Annotated in this window: 16 protein-coding genes and 2 pseudogenes; 7 read left to right on the top strand and 11 right to left on the bottom strand. The window is 53.2% G+C overall.

Annotated elements, in window-relative coordinates:
- The 3 genes and pseudogenes from IPZ49_RS21155 to IPZ49_RS21145 all read right to left on the bottom strand — a co-directional run.
- Window positions 1–428: pseudogene (locus IPZ49_RS21155) on the bottom strand (glucosyl transferase); the annotation flags it as partial.
- Entirely contained in the window at window positions 421–1,359 is a 939-nt protein-coding gene (locus tag IPZ49_RS21150; RefSeq protein ID WP_063146088.1) for a glycosyltransferase family 2 protein, read from the bottom strand. The gene IPZ49_RS21150 and the pseudogene IPZ49_RS21155, both read right to left, overlap by 8 nt.
- A complete protein-coding gene (locus IPZ49_RS21145; RefSeq protein WP_193762869.1) occupies window positions 1,356–1,718 on the bottom strand; it encodes a GtrA family protein in 363 nt (120 codons plus the stop codon). The genes IPZ49_RS21150 and IPZ49_RS21145 overlap by 4 nt, the downstream gene beginning before the upstream one ends.
- Window positions 1,719–1,830: 112 nt before the next feature.
- Here IPZ49_RS21145 and IPZ49_RS23275 point away from each other — a divergent pair.
- Both IPZ49_RS23275 and IPZ49_RS21135 read left to right on the top strand, forming a co-directional pair.
- Window positions 1,831–2,070 (top strand): annotated as a pseudogene (locus tag IPZ49_RS23275) (hypothetical protein).
- Window positions 2,070–2,390, top strand: a complete 321-nt coding sequence (locus IPZ49_RS21135) for a hypothetical protein (RefSeq protein ID WP_063146085.1) — start codon at window positions 2,070–2,072, stop codon at window positions 2,388–2,390. Before IPZ49_RS23275 ends, IPZ49_RS21135 begins: the two are co-directional and overlap by 1 nt.
- A gap of 266 nt (window positions 2,391–2,656) precedes the next feature.
- Here the strand turns inward: IPZ49_RS21135 and IPZ49_RS21130 are convergent, their stop codons facing one another.
- Both IPZ49_RS21130 and yeaG read right to left on the bottom strand, forming a co-directional pair.
- A complete protein-coding gene (locus IPZ49_RS21130) occupies window positions 2,657–3,940 on the bottom strand; it encodes a YeaH/YhbH family protein (RefSeq protein WP_023305941.1) in 1,284 nt (427 codons plus the stop codon).
- Window positions 3,941–4,029: 89 nt separating this feature from the next.
- Complete coding sequence (gene yeaG / locus IPZ49_RS21125) at window positions 4,030–5,964, bottom strand: protein kinase YeaG (protein ID WP_063146084.1); 1,935 nt, start codon at window positions 5,962–5,964, stop codon at window positions 4,030–4,032.
- Window positions 5,965–6,396: 432 nt separating this feature from the next.
- On the opposite strand from yeaG, the gene IPZ49_RS21120 reads away from it, so the two are divergent.
- The gene (locus IPZ49_RS21120) at window positions 6,397–7,143 is read left to right on the top strand and encodes a MipA/OmpV family protein (protein ID WP_023299885.1); all 747 of its coding nucleotides are present in this window, start codon (window positions 6,397–6,399) and stop codon (window positions 7,141–7,143) included.
- Window positions 7,144–7,209: 66 nt separating this feature from the next.
- Here IPZ49_RS21120 and IPZ49_RS21115 read toward each other — a convergent pair whose 3' ends face one another.
- A complete protein-coding gene (locus tag IPZ49_RS21115; protein ID WP_063146083.1) occupies window positions 7,210–8,094 on the bottom strand; it encodes a D-hexose-6-phosphate mutarotase in 885 nt (294 codons plus the stop codon).
- 74 nt (window positions 8,095–8,168) lie between these two features.
- A complete protein-coding gene (gene gapA / locus IPZ49_RS21110; protein WP_006809136.1) occupies window positions 8,169–9,164 on the bottom strand; it encodes a glyceraldehyde-3-phosphate dehydrogenase in 996 nt (331 codons plus the stop codon).
- Between the two features lie 341 nt (window positions 9,165–9,505).
- Here gapA and msrB point away from each other — a divergent pair, with 341 nt between their 5' ends.
- Complete coding sequence (msrB, locus tag IPZ49_RS21105) at window positions 9,506–9,919, top strand: peptide-methionine (R)-S-oxide reductase MsrB (protein WP_022647790.1); 414 nt, start codon at window positions 9,506–9,508, stop codon at window positions 9,917–9,919.
- A gap of 41 nt (window positions 9,920–9,960) precedes the next feature.
- Window positions 9,961–10,233, top strand: a complete 273-nt coding sequence (locus IPZ49_RS21100; protein WP_022647791.1) for a YeaC family protein — start codon at window positions 9,961–9,963, stop codon at window positions 10,231–10,233.
- A gap of 51 nt (window positions 10,234–10,284) precedes the next feature.
- On the opposite strand, the gene IPZ49_RS21095 is transcribed toward IPZ49_RS21100, so the two are convergent.
- The 4 genes from IPZ49_RS21095 to sppA all read right to left on the bottom strand — a co-directional run bounded on the left by IPZ49_RS21095 (window position 10,285) and on the right by sppA (window position 15,348).
- The gene (locus tag IPZ49_RS21095) at window positions 10,285–11,538 is read right to left on the bottom strand and encodes a glycoside hydrolase family 18 protein (RefSeq protein WP_063146082.1); all 1,254 of its coding nucleotides are present in this window, start codon (window positions 11,536–11,538) and stop codon (window positions 10,285–10,287) included.
- A 223-nt stretch (window positions 11,539–11,761) separates the two neighbouring features.
- Window positions 11,762–12,403 carry a bifunctional nicotinamidase/pyrazinamidase gene (gene pncA, locus IPZ49_RS21090; RefSeq protein WP_063146081.1) on the bottom strand — a complete coding sequence of 214 codons (642 nt, stop codon included), beginning with the start codon at window positions 12,401–12,403 and terminating at the stop codon, window positions 11,762–11,764.
- Window positions 12,404–12,412: 9 nt separating this feature from the next.
- Window positions 12,413–13,429 carry an asparaginase gene (gene ansA / locus IPZ49_RS21085; protein ID WP_023305945.1) on the bottom strand — a complete coding sequence of 339 codons (1,017 nt, stop codon included), beginning with the start codon at window positions 13,427–13,429 and terminating at the stop codon, window positions 12,413–12,415.
- A 62-nt stretch (window positions 13,430–13,491) separates the two neighbouring features.
- Window positions 13,492–15,348 carry a signal peptide peptidase SppA gene (gene sppA, locus IPZ49_RS21080; protein WP_063146080.1) on the bottom strand — a complete coding sequence of 619 codons (1,857 nt, stop codon included), beginning with the start codon at window positions 15,346–15,348 and terminating at the stop codon, window positions 13,492–13,494.
- A 167-nt stretch (window positions 15,349–15,515) separates the two neighbouring features.
- Between sppA and IPZ49_RS21075 the strand changes: the two genes are divergently transcribed.
- Window positions 15,516–16,067 (top strand): NAD(P)H nitroreductase, encoded by a 552-nt coding sequence (locus IPZ49_RS21075; protein WP_022647795.1) that lies wholly within the window; start codon window positions 15,516–15,518, stop codon window positions 16,065–16,067.
- Window positions 16,068–16,183: 116 nt separating this feature from the next.
- Window positions 16,184–17,227 (top strand): selenide, water dikinase SelD, encoded by a 1,044-nt coding sequence (gene selD, locus IPZ49_RS21070; protein ID WP_022647796.1) that lies wholly within the window; start codon window positions 16,184–16,186, stop codon window positions 17,225–17,227.
- The last annotated feature ends 1 nt before the right edge of the window (window position 17,228 follow it).

The raw sequence follows: 17,228 nt of genomic DNA, 5'->3' as shown, positions 1-17,228 counted from the left end.
GATAAGTACCAATGTGCATTGGTTATATTGGCATGGACTTCACTTAATCCAGGCATACAAACCAAATAAACAGATAAGAAAGCTCTAGTTGTTAACCCTAGGAAATTAAATCTTTCTGTGAATAAAAACCATATAATTATCGCGCGGAATATTATTCCAAAGAAATTGGCAACAAAAGGTGCATAATCTGGATTTAATAATGTGGTCAAACCCACTATAAATGTAGATACGGTCTGGAAATATCCATTCCTAGGGGTTGTTAGTGAATTAATAAATCCGTTTTCATATGCGTCCTTGTACCAAAAAACTGAATCCTCTGCCCAAAATTGTGCGTTTGTAAGTATGTCTGGCCTCCTAAGCCATATCAAAATAAATGCAAAAATGAATAAAGCAAACTTGCACCAGTTATTCCTAATTAAATTATTCATTACCTTCTCCATTTAATTTACTAATCTTTTTTATATATCTTGGGCGTTGCTTTGCTTCTACATAAATCCTTCCAATATACTCACCTAAAACACCAATGCCTATTAGCTGAACTCCACCAAGGAATAGTATGGAAACGAGAAGGGAAGGATAACCTCTGACAGCATTACCAAATGCAAGCGTGTCAATAATCATCCAGGCTCCGTATAGGAATGCAACTCCAGCAACGAGAAGGCCGATGTAAGTCCAAATGCGTAGAGGGAACGTTGAGAAGCTGGTTATTCCTTCGAGTGCCAAATTCCACAACTTCCATCCGTTGAATTTTGTGCTGCCGGCAATACGCTCGGCGCGGGCATATTCGACAACATCGGTACGGCCGCCAACCCAGCTAAGCACACCTTTCATGAAAAGATTACGCTCTGGTAAAAGCTTGATATTTTCGACAATCTCGCGAGACATCAGACGAAAATCTCCAACGTTCTCTTCAATTTGCGGATTGCTTATTTTATTATGCAGCTTATAGAACCATTCAGCGGTCTTTCGCTTCAGCCGACCATCAGTTGAGCGATCGGAGCGCTTAGCCAGCACCATATCAGCCCCTGCCTGCCATTTTTCTATTAGGTGCGGAATCACTTCTATTGGATCCTGCAAGTCAACGTCAATCGGGATAATCGCTTCGCCGGTAGCGTGATCAAGTCCAGCAAACAGAGCGGGTTCTTTGCCAAAGTTTCTTGTGAATGACAGAGGAACAACAAGCGGATCGGCAACAGCAAGCGTGTTGATGATTGATTCTGTAGTGTCTTTGCTGCCATCATTGATGAAGACTATCTCAACTTCATGCTGCTGTAGCCCTTCAAATTCCCGAACCGTTTTATAAAAAATAGGTATCGCGTCTTCTTCGTTGAAGACGGGAACGACCAGAGAAATTTTCATTTCGCATCCCTAAAGACAATGAACTTTGAATAAATAAAACCGCACACCAGACTGATTGCGGAGAAGAGAATGAGAGTCACAATCGGCGCCATACCGGACTTATCGGCAGCCCAACCAACAGCTGCGCTCAGCGAGCCCATAAACCCTACATAGAGCATGTAGCGCATCGTTGTTGTGGAAGACTTAAACGTGAACCTAGCGTTTGCAAAGAAGCTGAATGACACCGCCACGACGAACCCGGCGAAGTTTCCAAGAGCTTGCCCTGAGTGAAACGCATAAATGCAAACAGCAAACACAACCCAATGAATGATTGTGTTGATAACACCTATTGATGTGTACTTGGCGAATAACTTTAACATTATATAAATCAGTAAATTCTGAAAGGCCTCAAGTTTAGCACCACTGTGAAACTTGATCGACCCTCATAATTAACGATACTGTATATACATACAGTTATTTTGTGAGGTAATTATGCCACGCACAGCAGATATACACACCGCCTTCGTTGCGGCCATACAGCTCAATCCCAAGGGTTATCGCTATCTGAGCACAGATGTCTTCATTGAGAAGTTGCGGGTTTTCAATTGGCACTTCACCCGATCTGATGCTAACACCTAGATAGAGCGTTACCAGCCTGACTTCGCCGACAAAACCACTGACAACAGCGATAACAGGTACTGGATCCTGCGCAATATGGGGAGGGTCTTGTAATGGGGTTTGCATCACCCGCTTCCGATTACGTCGAGCGCCAGATCACTCCCGAAGTATTGTGCAACATGGGTGCCGATAGTCGTGTACTCGAAACTGATTTGGGGTTTGCGATTATCGAACCTGTAGTGAACAAGACACCTGGAAATGTGTTACTTATCCTTTGCGACGGTCATACGCAGTTTGCCAAGCTGATGGACAGGGCGCTCATAACTGATGATGGTGAAGCGATTGAGGGAACCGCTCTGGAAGAGGTAGAAGTATTGGGAAGAGTGACGTTTTTCATCAACCGAGCATTAGATGATGATTGCCCTGCAATATAGGTAGAGTTTCACCCTACGTCATTGAAGGCAAAAAACCAGCCATAAGCGGCTGGTTTTTTTTGTGTAGTTTTGGTGGGCTCGATAGGATTTTACCTCCATCGCATGATGGTCATTCTAAAGCTTAAAGGAAGTTTTGCATAAGCACTTCTTAAAAATCGCATTCCCCAAAATAAAAGCTAAGCGAATGAAAAATATAGTGAAAATTAAGGATAAAAATGCAATAAAATCAGCCAGAAAAACATAGTTAACTGGCTGATTAATAACATTTAATTGGAGGTTGTAGAACTCTGCTTCTGGAACAGTTCCCGGAAGACCGGATAGATGTCATCCTGGTCTCGAATGTGCTGCATCGCAAAGTTATCGAACATCGCTTGCAGATGCTCATACTCTCGCCACAGCGTCTGGTGGGCGCGACGGGTAATTTCAATGTAACTGTAGTAGCGCACCACCGGCAGGATCTTCTTCGCCAGAATTTCATGACACAGGGGCGAGTCATCCGCCCAGTTATCGCCATCCGATGCCTGGGCGGCGTAGATGTTCCACTGCGCCGGGTCGTAGCGCTCCTTCACCACCTCATCCATCAGCTTAAGGGCGCTCGACACGATGGTGCCACCGGTCTCCTGCGAGTAGAAAAACTCATGCTCATCCACCTCTTTCGCCTGAGTGTGATGGCGGATGTAGACCACCTCCACGTTCTTATACGTTCTGCTCAGGAACAGATAGAGCAGAATATAAAAACGCTTAGCCATATCCTTGGTGGCCTGATCCATTGAACCTGACACGTCCATCAGGCAGAACATCACCGCCTGGCTGGAAGGCTCCGGACGTTTTTCGTAGTTCTTATAGCGCAGGTCGAACGTGTCGATAAACGGCACCCGGTCGATCTTCGCCCGCAGTTCGGCAATCTCTTTTCGCAGGCGCTCCTCTTCCAGTAGTTGCGCCGGTTCGGTGTTTTCCACCACTTTCAGGTTGGTTTCCAGCTCGCGCAGTTCGCGCCGTTTGCCTGCCGTCATCGCCGTGCGTCGCGCCAGCGAGTTTTGCAGTGAACGCACCACGCTGATGTTGGCGGGCACCCCGTTTGCGGTATAACCCGCGCGATGGGTTTTGTATTCGTTGAGCTGACGGTGCTGATTCTTTCTCAGATTCGGCAGGGCCAGATCCTCAAAAAGCAGGTCGAGATATTCGTCTTTTGAAATCTGAAAGACGAACTCATCCTGGCCTTCACCGTCCTGGCTGGCCTGTCCCTGACCGCTGCCAGAACCGCCGCCTCCGCCTTGTGGCCGCTCGATTCTGTCATTCTGGACGAAGTGGTCATTACCTGGGTGCACGCGATGGCGAAGACCGCCACGCCCCTGATGAAACATCGGTTCGCTGATGTCATCGTTGGGAATGGAGACGGATTCGCCGCTGTCGACGTCGGTCACCGAGCGTTTGTTGATGGCCTCGGAGATCGACTGTTTAATTTGCGCTTTATAACGGCGCAAGAAGCGCTGGCGATTCACCGTGCTCTTGTTTTTGCCGTTAAGACGCCGGTCAATAAACCAGGTCATATATCCCCCGTACTGCATTTGCCAACTTGCAGCGTCCGTAAGTGCCGGACATTTTGTTGGCCCGGTAAGCGCGTTACCGGGCACTTGTTTTAAGACGATTTACGCACGCGCAGATACCATTCACAAAGCAGGCGGACCTGTTTGCGCGTATAGCCTTTTTCCATCATACGGTCGACAAAATCGTCGTGCTTTTTCTGCTCGTCGGTTGAGGTTTTGGCGTTGAACGAGATAACCGGCAACAGCTCTTCCGTGTTAGAGAACATTTTCTTCTCTATAACTGTGCGCAGTTTTTCGTAGCTGGTCCAGTTTGGATTGCGGCCGTTGTTATGCGCTCTGGCGCGCAGCACGAAGTTCACAATCTCGTTTCGGAAGTCTTTCGGGTTGCTGATCCCGGCCGGTTTCTCAATTTTTTCCAGCTCTGCGTTCAGAGATTCACGGTCAAACAGCTGGCCGGTATCCGGGTCGCGGTACTCCTGATCCTGGATCCAGAAGTCAGCGTAGGTGACGTACCGATCGAAAATGTTCTGGCCGTATTCGGAATAGGATTCCAGGTAGGCGGTCTGGATCTCTTTGCCGATAAACTCGGCGTATTTCGGGATCAGGTAGCCTTTCAGGAACTCCAGGTAGCGTTCAGCCTGCTCCTGTGGGAACTGTTCACGTTCAATTTGCTGTTCCAGCACGTAGAACAGATGAACCGGGTTGGCGGCCACCTCTGCGTGGTCGAAGTTAAAGACGCGGGAGAGGATCTTAAACGCGAAACGTGTCGACAGGCCGTTCATCCCTTCCTCGACCCCGGCGTAATCGCGGTATTCCTGGTACGATTTGGCTTTCGGGTCGGTATCCTTCAGGCTTTCGCCGTCATACACGCGCATTTTGGAGTAAATGCTGGAGTTTTCCGGCTCTTTCAGGCGCGACAGAATCGAGAAGCGCGACAGCGTTTCCAGCGTTCCCGGTGCGCAAGGGGCATGGACCAGCTCACTGTGGTTGAGCAGTTTTTCGTAAATCTTGATCTCCTCGGAGATCCGCAGGCAATAAGGCACTTTGACGATGTACACACGGTCAAGGAACGCCTCATTGTTTTTGTTGTTACGGAAGGTCACCCATTCAGATTCGTTCGAGTGGGCGAGGATAATCCCGTTAAACGGCAGGGCGGAAATACCTTCCGTCCCGTTGTAGTTCCCCTCCTGGGTGGCGGTCAGCAGCGGATGCAGCACTTTGATCGGTGCTTTAAACATCTCGACGAATTCCATAATCCCCTGGTTGGCGCGGCATAGCGCACCGGAATAGCCGTAGGCATCCGGGTCGTTTTGCGCGTGATGTTCCAGCTTACGGATATCGACTTTACCCACCAGCGCCGAGATGTCCTGGTTGTTCTCGTCACCGGGTTCAGTTTTAGCAATGGCGATCTGCTCGAGGATAGACGGCCACACTTTCACGACGCGGAATTTGGTGATGTCCCCACCAAACTCGTGCAGGCGTTTTGCCGCCCACGGCGACATGATCGTACCGAGATAGCGATGCGGAATGCCAAACTCTTTTTCCAGAATTTGCGCATCCTCTTGCGGATTAAACAGGCACAGCGGATGGTCATTGACCGGGCTGCGCTCGCCGTTGGCGCTCAGCACATAGATCGGCACGCGCTGCATCAGCGCTTTCAGCCGTTCAGCCAGGGAGGATTTACCCCCGCCGACGGGACCCAGCAGGTAAAGGATCTGTTTCTTCTCTTCCAGCCCCTGAGCGGCATGCTTCAGGTAGGAGACGATCTGCTCAATGGCATCTTCCATACCATAGAACTCTTCAAACGCCGGGTATCGGGCGACTACCCGATTCGAAAAAAGACGGGAAAGCCGTGGCTCCAGGGCAGTATCAACCATGTTTGGCTCACCGATAGCCATCAATAGCCGTTCTGCCGCATTGGCATAGGCACTGCGATCTTGCCGACAAATGGTAAGAAACTCCTGCAGTGTGAACTCTTCGTCCTTGGCAGCTTCGTAGCGCTGGCGATAGTGATCGAATATATTCATGGCATGCCGTCCTTTCGTTTTTTAGCACAGGATAAGAGCCGTTCGTATGAGTAGTGGAGGCTCCCGGAAGAGAATCTTTCGCACCTCACTGCCAGAGCAGCAACCTGTGTGCCAGGTCGAAGGCTATGAACCGCAGGGTGTTCAGCAAAACCTCTTCTTAAATTAAAGCGTAGATGGCAATTGCAAAACTTGCATACGGATAAAATCTACTTTCAATGACATATCAATAACTCATCCAAAAATTTCCACTGCGGTTATAAGCGAAAAGGGGGTTTTTCATTTATCGGTCACATAAATGAAAGCGGGATGTCATCTGAAAAATGAAAAATAACGGGTTAATCAAATGGATTCGCGCGCAAAAAATTTTGGGATGTACGGGAATGGCGGTTACACTTCACCCGCTGATTATTTGACTACAGGAAAGAATGGATTGTGACCAAACTCAAACTTCTGGCATTGGGCATCCTTGCCGCTACCGCAGCGAGCACCGTACAGGCTGAGAGCCAGTGGACTGTTGGCGCGGGTGCTGGCGTGATCAACAGCCCGTACAAGCAGTATGACCGCGACGTTTATCCTGTCCCCGTTGTCACCTATGAAGGCGATAACTTCTGGTTCCGTGGATTGGGCGGCGGCTACTATCTGTGGAACGATACGGCCGATAAGCTCTCCATCATGGCCTATTACGACCCAACGTACTTTAAACCAGGCGACAGCGACAGCAATGCGCTTCGTCAGCTGGACAAGCGCAGAAGCTCGCTGATGGCGGGGCTTTCATATGTGCATAACACCCAGTATGGCTTCCTGCGCACGGCGCTGGCGGGCGATACCCTGGACAACAGCAATGGCTTCATCTGGGATCTGGCGTGGCTTTATCGCTATACCAACGGCGCGGTGACCCTGACGCCGGGTATCGGTGTGCAGTACAGCAGCGAGAATTACAATGACTACTACTATGGCGTGTCTAAGGCTGAGTCTCGCCGCAGTGGTCTGAAGAGCTACAGCGCTGATGATGGCTGGGATCCGTACCTGGAACTCACCGCCTCGTATAACTTCCTCGGTGACTGGAACGTGTACGGTACTGGCCGTTATACCCGTCTGAGCGACGAAGTGAAGGACAGTCCGATGGTCGACAAGTCCTGGTCCGGCATCTTCTCCGTGGGTGTGACCTACAAGTTCTGACCAGAACGTGATGTATTAAAACGGGGCGCTTGCGCCCCGTTTGTTTTTTATGGTGCCTGATAAATATTAGCGCTTCACAATCTTGATCGTTTGGCCTAAGCGGGACGGTTTTTCTTCGCTGGTTTTCTGCGGGGCGGTCACGCACGCGGTTTCCACACACACGAAGGTCTTGTAACCGTCATCAGGGATATCTGCCATGCTGACGGAAAGGGCAGGGCCCGGGTTCCAGCCCACCACGTTGCTATGGTGGTGGTGAACCACGTCAATGCCGCGGTTCAACGCGCTGTCGTGGATGACGCTACAGGCTTCCGGGTGCAGATACACGCGGTCGGTACGGTCCGGGAAGCTCTGAACGCCGTCGTCCAGCCTGCCTTCTTTCGCGTTGTCCACTTTGTCGATAAAGGTATCGCCAAGTCCGCTCACCTTAACGGCCTGAATGTCGCCTACGTTGAAATAGGTGTGCAGGGCGGACGTTGTTTCGAATTCGCCGTGCGCTTCCAGTTCAATCTCGCAGGTTTTACCCAGCTTGAAGCGGGCATAGAGGGTGAATTCATGTGGCCACAGGGCGCGCGTTTCATCATTTGCCTGAAGTTCAAAGGTCAACACCGCGCCGTTATCATCTTCGTTGTGGGCTTTCAGCGTCCACTGCTGGTTACGGGCGAAACCGTGAGACGGCAATCCCTGCTGCGCTGACGGACCAAACCATGGCCAGCAGATCGGTACGCCGCCACGGATCGCCGCCCCTTTTTTGAACGAGGTGGCCTCGCTCAGCCACAGGCCTTCTTCTTCGCCTTCTGGTTTCCAGGAGAGCAGGTGGGCGCCATTGAGCGCTACGGAGGCTTTAACGCGCGGATGATCGACGACGATGATATCGGCGCCGTCACTCTGACGGCGGGAGAGCACAGGGGTAAGTTGTTCGACTACCGGAAGTGCAAAAATTTTATTAATCATTAAGCAATCCTCTGTCTAAAAACAATAAAAAAGGCGACCGAAGTCGCCTTTTAGGATCAAGCACTCATCTCAACTTATTTGGAGATGTGAGCGATCAGGTCCAGTACTTTGTTAGAGTAGCCAGTTTCGTTGTCGTACCAGGAAACCAGTTTCACGAAGTTGTCGTTCAGTGCGATACCTGCTTTAGCATCGAACACGGAAGTGCACACTTCGCCGTTGAAATCGGTAGAAACAACGTCGTCTTCGGTGTAACCCAGAACGCCTTTCATTGGGCCTTCGGAAGCAGCTTTGATTGCTTTCTTAATTTCTTCGTAAGAAGCAGCTTTTTCCAGACGAACGGTCAGGTCAACAACGGATACGTTAGGAGTTGGAACGCGGAACGCCATACCAGTCAGTTTGCCATTCAGTTCTGGCAGTACTTTACCTACTGCTTTAGCAGCACCGGTAGAAGATGGGATGATGTTCTGAGCCGCGCCACGGCCGCCGCGCCAGTCTTTGTGAGACGGGCCATCAACGGTTTTCTGAGTAGCGGTGGTAGCGTGAACGGTAGTCATCAGACCTTCGATGATGCCGAAGTTGTCGTTGATAACTTTAGCCAGCGGTGCCAGGCAGTTGGTGGTGCAGGATGCGTTGGAAACGATGTCCTGGCCAGCGTAAGTTTCGAAGTTTGCACCGCGAACGAACATTGGGGTGTTGTCTTTGGAAGGACCAGTCAGAACAACTTTCTTCGCACCCGCAGTGATGTGTTTACGTGCAGTTTCGTCGGTCAGGAAGATACCGGTAGCTTCAGCTACAACGTCAACACCGATTTCGTTCCATTTCAGGTTAGCTGGGTCTTTCTCAGCAGTAACGCGGATGGTTTTGCCGTTAACAACCAGGTGGCCGTCTTTCACTTCAACGGTGCCGTCGAAACGACCGTGAGTTGAGTCGTACTTCAGCATGTACGCCATGTATTCAGCGTCCAGGAGATCGTTGATACCAACGATTTCGATGTCAGAACGTTTCTGAGCAGCACGGAAAACAATACGGCCGATACGGCCAAAACCGTTGATACCTACTTTGATAGTCATATATTCCACCAGCTATTTGTTAGTGAATAAAAGGTTGCCTGTAAAATTACAAAAACCTTACGCAGCGTCAAGCGGAATCGTGTCAATCATTGCGACAAATCAATCCTGTGACTAACGTTTGTGCGACTGACTCGCCTCACTTTCCCTTTGAGCTAGCAACCACATGGGGGCTGCGCCCGGAATTTTAAAGGCCTCGCAGGATTAAAATGTGAAATTGATCACAATTGCCTGACCGCCTTTTCGCGACACATAAGTTTAGATCAAAAGTGCACGCGCGGGTGTTAATGTTTTGTTAGAATCTGGGTTAAAAGATGTCTGTTTCAACAGCGAGATGTAAGCATATGTCGAACCAACATAACCCCGACGATTTGAAAAAAAACCTTACAGAGATGCAGTTTTACGTAACGCAAAATCACGGCACGGAACCGCCGTTTACCGGGCGTTTGCTGCACAATAAACGGGAAGGCGTCTACCACTGCCTGGTGTGTGATGCACCGCTGTTTAACTCCCAGACTAAGTACGATTCTGGCTGCGGCTGGCCAAGCTTTTACGAGCCTGTCAGCGATGATGCGATCCGCTATCTGACGGACTCCTCGCACGGCATGGTGCGCACCGAAATTCGTTGTGGGAATTGCGACGCCCATCTCGGGCATGTCTTCCCGGATGGCCCGCAGCCGACGGGGGAGCGTTTCTGCGTAAATTCGGCTTCGATGAGCTTTACCGATGACGAAAACGGCGACCAGACCAAGGGTTGAAAAAACGATTCAGCAAATTATTCCTTTGAAAGGGAGAGATCGTGAATATTGATGACATGATTGCAGGCATGACCCCGGAGGTTTATCAGCGCCTGGTGACGGCCGTTGAGCTGGGAAAATGGCCGGACGGTGTGGCGCTCACACCTGAGCAAAAAGAGAACAGCTTGCAGCTGGTGATGCTGTGGCAGGCGCGTCACAATACCAACGCCCAGCACATGACCATCGACACTAACGGTCAGATGGTGATGAAAAGTAAGCGCGAACTGAAAGAAGACTTCGGCATCACGCCGAAGCCGATTGCAACCTTCAAATAAATCTCCCATGTAGGCCGGGTAAGGCGAAGCCGCCACCCGGCACACTACACCTTAGTGCGGGATCCCAAGCGACTCCGCCAGCTGCTTCGCTAACTGGTTGTTGTCATCCGCGCCATACTCCCAGAACATCGCCCCGGCGAGACCTTTCTCCTTGATGTAATCTGCTTTAATCGCCACGGAACGCGGGTTCTCATAGGAGATCGCAAACAGCGCCTTCCCGTCGCCGGATTTTACCGACAGCCACGGCACCTTCGCCTGTTCGTCCCAGTGCTCGGTAAAGCGTTTCTGCGGATCGTTTAGCAGTTTGCGGACGATATCGTTGTATTTCACGTAGGTATCTTTGGTCAGGTCATAGCCAAGCGATTTGAACAGGCCCAGTTCCTGCGGCCCGAAGTAGGGCTGGGTGACCGGATTGTTTTGCGCGTCCGGTTTACTCCAGTCGATACCCGGTTCAACGGCGCGCTTCGGTACACGACCGTAAAAACCGATTCCGAGGTTCATTTGCTGCGGCTTTAGGCCGGCGGCCAGATAGTTATTCACCACAAAATCAACGCTGTATTTGTCTGCGGCAGCCACCGTTGGCCAGGCGCTGGAGTCATACAGATTCGCGTTAAAATACTGCGTCCCGTACGCCATGTCGTAGGTCATCAGGTTGATGTAATCGAGCAGGGGGGCAATGGCCTTCACATCCACCCAGCTTTTCGGACTTTCTGCATTTGCGCCCACCGCAATCGTGACAAGTTTTTTCTTACCAAACGCGTCACGCATCTCTTTTAACAGCGCGGTGAAATTATCCCTGTCGGCTGGGGTGCTCTCGACCAGTCCCCACGCGCCGTTGACCGGGAACTCCCAGTCGAGATCGATCCCGTCCAGGCCGTATTGACTGACGATCTGCTGCGCGGAGCGAATAAACACCGCGCGGCTCTCTTTGGTAGCCGCTGCGCCAGAAAAACCACGTGCGCCCCAGCCGCCAACGGAAAGCAGCACTTTTAAATTCGGGTTTTGTTTACGAAGCTGAGGAAGTAACGCCAGGTCGGATGCCACCTTGGGTGATAACCAGATTTGATGCAGTTTTGCCGGATCTTTCAGTGCAGGGTTGGTCTCGTCTTTCTCGTTGTTATAGACCAGACCAAACGAGTAGTTGAGGTGTGTGATCTGGCGGACATCGAGTTTATTGATATCGCCACCCGGTCCGGCGGTAACATCGCCACCGCCATTGAAGTAGCCCACGGACATCAGGGGCGCGGCGGAAGCCAGTGACGCACAAAGCAAGGGTAATGCTGCCAGCAAGGGCAAACGTTTCATATAAGTTCCTCTTTGACTGAATAAAAATAACCACGCCACAGAAAAGGCGTGGCGAAAAAACAGCCTGAAGAGAATACCATCGCCGCCTCGCTTGTGATGCGAGGGAGTTCACTTTACGGGAGATCGGGGAGGGGTTTTGCCGGGTGGCGCTGATGCTTACCCGGCCTACAAAACCAGAGAAAGTAGGCCGGGTAAGGCGAAGCCGCCACACGGCTAAAAAAGCTTACGCCTGCGTCTCCATCCAGTCAGCCAGCGTATACAGCGTTGCGCCTTCTGCGGCCATATCCATAAACGCCTGGGCGCTGTCATGCGGCTGAATATTCACCCCGCGACAGCCGTCGGTAATGACATTCACGGTATAGCCCAACTGGAGCGCATCCAGCACGGTGAACTTCACGCAGTAATCCGTCGCCAGGCCCAGCACAATCAGCTCGGTGATCTCATGATGGCGTAACCATGCGTCAAGCGCCGTCTTCTGGCGGTGACCGTTATCGAAGAATGCGCTGTAGCTGTCGATGGTTGGGTTTTCACCTTTGTGGAACACCGCGTCGATGGCCTTCTGGTTCAGTAGCGGATGCAGCTTAGCGCCTTCCGTCTGCTGCACGCAGTGATCGGGCCAGAAGGTTTGCGCCAGTCCGTCCAGTTCGCCCTGGCTGTAAGGCTCAACGTTGTGCTGGCTGGCAAAGCTGCCGTGGTTTGCCGGATGCCAGTCCTGACTCGCCACCACCGCTTCACCACGAGCCTTACACCACTCAATCAACGAATTCGCGACGTCTACGGTGCTGTCGCCTTCCGCGACGGCCAGCGCACCGCCCGCACAGAAATCATTTTGCAAATCAACCAGTAACAGGGCGCGTTGCTTCATGGGAACTCCTTATTCGTCCGGCGTCAGTTCACCGCGCAGGTTTTGCATCATGGCGCGGCGAATGGAATCAATATCCAGATCCTGACTCAGTAAATAGTGAAGTTTAGTCAGCGTTGCCTCAACGGTCATATCGAAACCACTGATCACGCCAGCGTGCGCCAGGGCGTTGCCGGTGGCGTAGCCGCCCATATTGACCTTACCGGACATACACTGGGTGAGGTTGACCACCACAATCCCGCGATCGCTCGCCTCCTGAAGCTCTTTCAGGAACTCACCGTTCTGCGGGGCGTTACCCACACCATAGGAGCGCAGGATCAGCGCCTTCACCGGCTGGCGCAGGAAGTTGCGCACCACGTCGGCGGAAATACCCGGATAAATCGTCACCACGCCAATCGGCTGCGGGGTGATCGGGTGAACGATCAGCTCGCCTGCAGTATTTGGCGCGGGCGGCGTGCCCAGACGACGGATATGGATCCCCGCTTCCAGCAGCGGTTGCAGGTTAGGTGAGGCAAACGCGTCAAAGCCGTCAGCGTGCGCTTTAGTGGTACGGTTCCCGCGGTACAGTCGGTTGTTGAAGAACAGCGTTACCTCGTTGATCGGGTAATTAGCGGCCACGTACAGGGAGTTAAGCAGGTTGATCTGCCCGTCTGAACGCAGTTCCGCCAGCGGGATCTGCGAACCGGTCACGATGACGGGCTTGCCCAGGTTCTCCAGCATGAAGGAGAGCGCCGAGGCGGTGAACGCCATGGTGTCGGTGCCGTGCAGGATCACGAAGCCGTCGTACTGGTCGTAATGGGCTTTAATATCGTCCGCAATATGCTGCCAGTCTTCCGGCGTCATGTCGGAGGAGTCCATCAGCGGCTCATATTCGTGGATGGTAAAGTCCGGCATTTCCGGACGGTGGAATTCAGGCATCAGCGCCAGCTGGCGCTGCAAGTGGCCAGAAACCGGGATATAGCCATTTTCTGAGCGCTGCATACCGATGGTACCGCCGGTATAGGCGACATATATTGATTTCTTCTGCATGGTAATGAGTTCTTGTTCTTCAAAAGAAAAAATCCCCTCTTCACGGGAAGAGGGGACGGTTTTTAACGCACGTTCGCACAGGTCAGGCAAAACGCGTAACGGCTTTGCGGATCGTTGAAAGTCGCGAGCTTATCGCTCTCCGCTTTCATGGCTTTAGCCGCCGTCGCCACCGGCGCCGGCAGATACGCCTGAAGCGCTTCCGGCAGCATGGCGCGGACGGAGCCGGACATGCTGTCCATGACCATATCGAAGAACGTCGGTTCGTCCTGATAATAGTCAACGTGCCACTGCTTGAGCTTCGCCAGTTCCGCCGCTTTCTTCACGGCATCGTCGAAGTCACCCAGGCTGTCTACCAGACCGTTGCTCTTCGCATCCTGGCCGGTCCAGACGTGGCCCTGCGCGATCTGGTCAATCTGGTCTGGCGTCTTTTTACGGGAATCCGCCACCAGCGTGATGAAGCGCTTATAGCCACTCTCAATGCTGAGCTGCATCATCTCGGACACCTCAGGCGGCAGAGATTTAGTCACGGACACATCCGCCAGCGGCGAGGTGGAAACGCCGTCGGTATGAACGCCGAGATAATCCAGGCTGTTCTCTACGGTGTTGATCACGCCGAAGATGCCAATCGAACCGGTCAGCGTGCTTGGGTTAGCCACAATGTAGTTGGCTGGCGTCGAGATCCAGTACCCCCCTGAAGCCGCCATGCCCCCCATCGAGACCACGACCGGCTTGCCCGCGGCACGCGCGGCGGCCAGCTCAGCACGGATCACCTCGGAGGCGCTGACGCTGCCGCCAGGGCTGTTCACCCGCAGGACAATCGCCTTCACTTGCGGATCCAGACGCGCATCGCGGATCTGCGACGCGGTGGTGTCCCCGCCGACGTTCCCCGGCGTTTCTTCACCGTCCATAATGGCCCCGTTAGCAAACACCACGGCGATGCTGTCACCGCTGTCATCCGGCTTTTTCGCGGCGTAGTCATACATGCTGATGGCGCTGTAGTTCTTGTCCTCTTTACTCCAGCCGAACTGTTTGGTCAGCGCTTTTTCGATTTCAGCGCTGGAACCCAGCCGATCGACCAGTTTGTTATCAAGCGCGTATTTCGCTGTATCGCCGTCCACTTTGCGCAGGCCCTCCAGCACACCGCGCGCGCCCGGGAAGACCTGCTCAGCGGTCATTTGACGGTTAGCGGCAATGGTGCCGAGATAGTTCTGCCACAGCTCGCCAATCCAGCGGCTGTCCGCTTCACGGGCGGCAGGGGACATATCATCACGGATAAACGGCTCCACGGCAGATTTATAGGTCCCGACGCGGAAGACGTGGGTAGTGACCTTCAGCTTGTCGAGCAGCGATTTGTAGTACAGACCATTTGTGGCGAAGCCATGCAGATCGACCGTGCCCTGCGGAGAGAGCCAGATTTTGTTAGCAAAGCTCGCCAGATAATATTGCCCCTGGGTGTAGCTGTCGCCGACGGCAATGACCGGTTTACCGCTGTCGCGGAATTCCCGCAGCGCTTTCCCGATGTACTGCATCGAAGGCTGATCGGCTCCGGCAAAATCTTTCAGATCCAGCACGATACCGGTAATGTTGCGATCGTCTTTGGCCTGACGGATCGTGTCGACGATATCAAACAGGGAGTTTTCCTGCAGGCGGTCTGAAGTCGCGCCGAACAGCTGGCGGCCAATCACGCCCAGACGATTGCTGGTCGATGGCTTATCAACAATCACCCCGGTGATATCGAGGAGCAGTGCGCCGCGCGTCGAATTCTGCGCCTGGTTGGCGCTGCTGAGATGCATCCAGATACCTGCGCATACCAGGACCAGGAAGATGAAGAAGATATTCATCACCAGGTTGCGGACGAAGTTGAGCAGTCGCCACGTCCATTTAAAGAAACCGGCAAAGATTCGCCAAAGGGTTCGCATGTATTCTCCCTAACCAGAAAAGGACTGTTTCCGTCGCCACAGGACGGTAATGTGCGGTTATCGTAATGACCCAACCGCCACTTGTCAGCAGGAATCGCCTGCCACGCTGTAACAAATTCTGCTGTCGTGTTAATTTTGTGAGTAAATTTCACGAAAGGAGTTAACCAATGGACGCACTTGAACTGCTTGTTAACCGTCGTAGCGCTTCCCGCCTGGCCGACCCGGCCCCCGTCGGCGAACAGCTGGAAAACATTCTGCGTGCCGGAATGCGTGCGCCGGACCATGGCACATTGCAGCCGTGGCACTTCTTTATTATTGAAGGCGAAGGGCGCGACCGCTTCAGCCAGCTGCTGGAGCAGGGGGCGGTTGCCGCAGGCCAGGATGAGAAGGGGATTGATAAAGCCCGCAACGCGCCGTTCCGTGCGCCGATGATCATCGCGGTAGTCGCAAAATGCCAGGCCGACCATAAAGTGCCGGTCTGGGAGCAGGAGATGTCTGCCGGTTGCGCGGTAATGGCAATGCAGATGGCCGCCGTCGCGCAGGGCTTTAACGGCATCTGGCGTACCGGGCCGTTGACCGGGAGCGCCGCCGTGCGGGAAGGCTTCTCCTGCGGTGAACACGATAAAATTGTCGGCTTCCTCTATCTCGGCACCCCACAGCTTAAAGCCTCCAGCACCATTAGCGTGCCGGACACCACGCCTTTCGTCAGCCGTTTTTAATTACACGCGCTAAACTGTCTGGATTCTGAGCATCCGCCGCAGAATTCAGACAGTCATACTTACCTCTTTATGGAATGAGCGCTACCATAGCGCGATTGAGATGACAGGAGACGTCCATGAGCGAGCAAACCATTCGTTTAACGCAATACAGCCACGGAGCCGGTTGCGGTTGTAAAATTTCCCCGAAAGTGCTGGAGACCATCCTGCACAGTGAACAGGCGAAGTTTGTCGACCCGAACCTGCTTGTCGGTAACGAAACGCGTGACGATGCAGCGGTTTATGACTTAGGTAACGGCACCAGCATTATCAGCACCACTGACTTCTTTATGCCGATTGTCGACAACCCGTTCGACTTCGGACGCATTGCGGCCACCAACGCCATCAGCGATATCTTCGCGATGGGCGGTAAGCCGATTATGGCGATCGCCATTCTGGGCTGGCCGATTAACACCCTCCCGCCGGAGATTGCCCGCGATGTCATCGAAGGCGGACGCTTTGCCTGCCAGCAGGCGGGTATTGCCCTGGCCGGTGGTCACTCTATCGATGCGCCGGAGCCGATCTTCGGCCTGGCCGTCACCGGCGTGGTGCCGACCGAACGCGTGAAGCGCAACAGCACCGCGCAGGCGGGCTGCAAGCTGTTCCTCACCAAGCCGCTGGGCATTGGCGTACTGACAACCGCCGAGAAAAAATCCCTGCTGAAGCCCGAGCATATTGGTCTGGCAACGGAAGTGATGTGCCAGATGAACCTTGCCGGTGCGGCATTCGCCAGTATCGACGGCGTGAAGGCCATGACCGACGTGACCGGCTTTGGTCTGCTGGGACACCTCTCTGAAGTCTGTCAGGGCGCGGGCGTGCAGGCGCAGGTCTGGTATCAGGATGTGCCGAAGCTGCCGGGCGTGGAAGAGTACATTGCTCAGGGCGCCGTTCCGGGCGGGACGCAGCGCAACTTCGCCAGCTACGGCCATTTAATGGGCGAAATGCCGGAAGCGTGGCGCAATCTGCTGTGCGATCCGCAAACCTCCGGCGGCCTGCTGCTGGCGGTGACGCCGGAAGCAGAAGCTGACGTTCAGGCAACGGCGGCCGAGTTTGGCATCACCCTGACGGCCATTGGCGAGCTGGTGACCGCCCGCGGTGGCCGCCCGATGATTGAGATCCGTTAAT

It is taken from the genome of Enterobacter cloacae complex sp. S2 (assembly GCF_015159675.1).
Lineage (GTDB): Bacteria > Pseudomonadota > Gammaproteobacteria > Enterobacterales > Enterobacteriaceae > Enterobacter > Enterobacter intestinihominis.
Note: the sequence above shows the minus strand (reverse complement) of the source record. Positions and strands in the feature narration are given on the sequence as shown.

Excerpts from the sequence above, each read along its gene's own strand:
- IPZ49_RS21150 (WP_063146088.1), bottom strand. The coding sequence starts at position 1,359 with ATGAAAATTTCTCTGGTCGTTCCCGTCTTCAACGAAGAAGACGCGATA.
- IPZ49_RS21145 (WP_193762869.1), bottom strand. The coding sequence starts at position 1,718 with ATGTTAAAGTTATTCGCCAAGTACACATCAATAGGTGTTATCAACACA.
- IPZ49_RS21135 (WP_063146085.1), top strand. The coding sequence starts at position 2,070 with ATGGGGTTTGCATCACCCGCTTCCGATTACGTCGAGCGCCAGATCACT.
- IPZ49_RS21130 (WP_023305941.1), bottom strand. The coding sequence starts at position 3,940 with ATGACCTGGTTTATTGACCGGCGTCTTAACGGCAAAAACAAGAGCACG.
- yeaG (WP_063146084.1), bottom strand. The coding sequence starts at position 5,964 with ATGAATATATTCGATCACTATCGCCAGCGCTACGAAGCTGCCAAGGAC.
- IPZ49_RS21115 (WP_063146083.1), bottom strand. The coding sequence starts at position 8,094 with ATGATTAATAAAATTTTTGCACTTCCGGTAGTCGAACAACTTACCCCT.
- gapA (WP_006809136.1), bottom strand. The coding sequence starts at position 9,164 with ATGACTATCAAAGTAGGTATCAACGGTTTTGGCCGTATCGGCCGTATT.
- msrB (WP_022647790.1), top strand. The coding sequence starts at position 9,506 with ATGTCGAACCAACATAACCCCGACGATTTGAAAAAAAACCTTACAGAG.
- IPZ49_RS21095 (WP_063146082.1), bottom strand. The coding sequence starts at position 11,538 with ATGAAACGTTTGCCCTTGCTGGCAGCATTACCCTTGCTTTGTGCGTCA.
- pncA (WP_063146081.1), bottom strand. The coding sequence starts at position 12,403 with ATGAAGCAACGCGCCCTGTTACTGGTTGATTTGCAAAATGATTTCTGT.
- ansA (WP_023305945.1), bottom strand. The coding sequence starts at position 13,429 with ATGCAGAAGAAATCAATATATGTCGCCTATACCGGCGGTACCATCGGT.
- sppA (WP_063146080.1), bottom strand. The coding sequence starts at position 15,348 with ATGCGAACCCTTTGGCGAATCTTTGCCGGTTTCTTTAAATGGACGTGG.
- IPZ49_RS21075 (WP_022647795.1), top strand. The coding sequence starts at position 15,516 with ATGGACGCACTTGAACTGCTTGTTAACCGTCGTAGCGCTTCCCGCCTG.
- selD (WP_022647796.1), top strand. The coding sequence starts at position 16,184 with ATGAGCGAGCAAACCATTCGTTTAACGCAATACAGCCACGGAGCCGGT.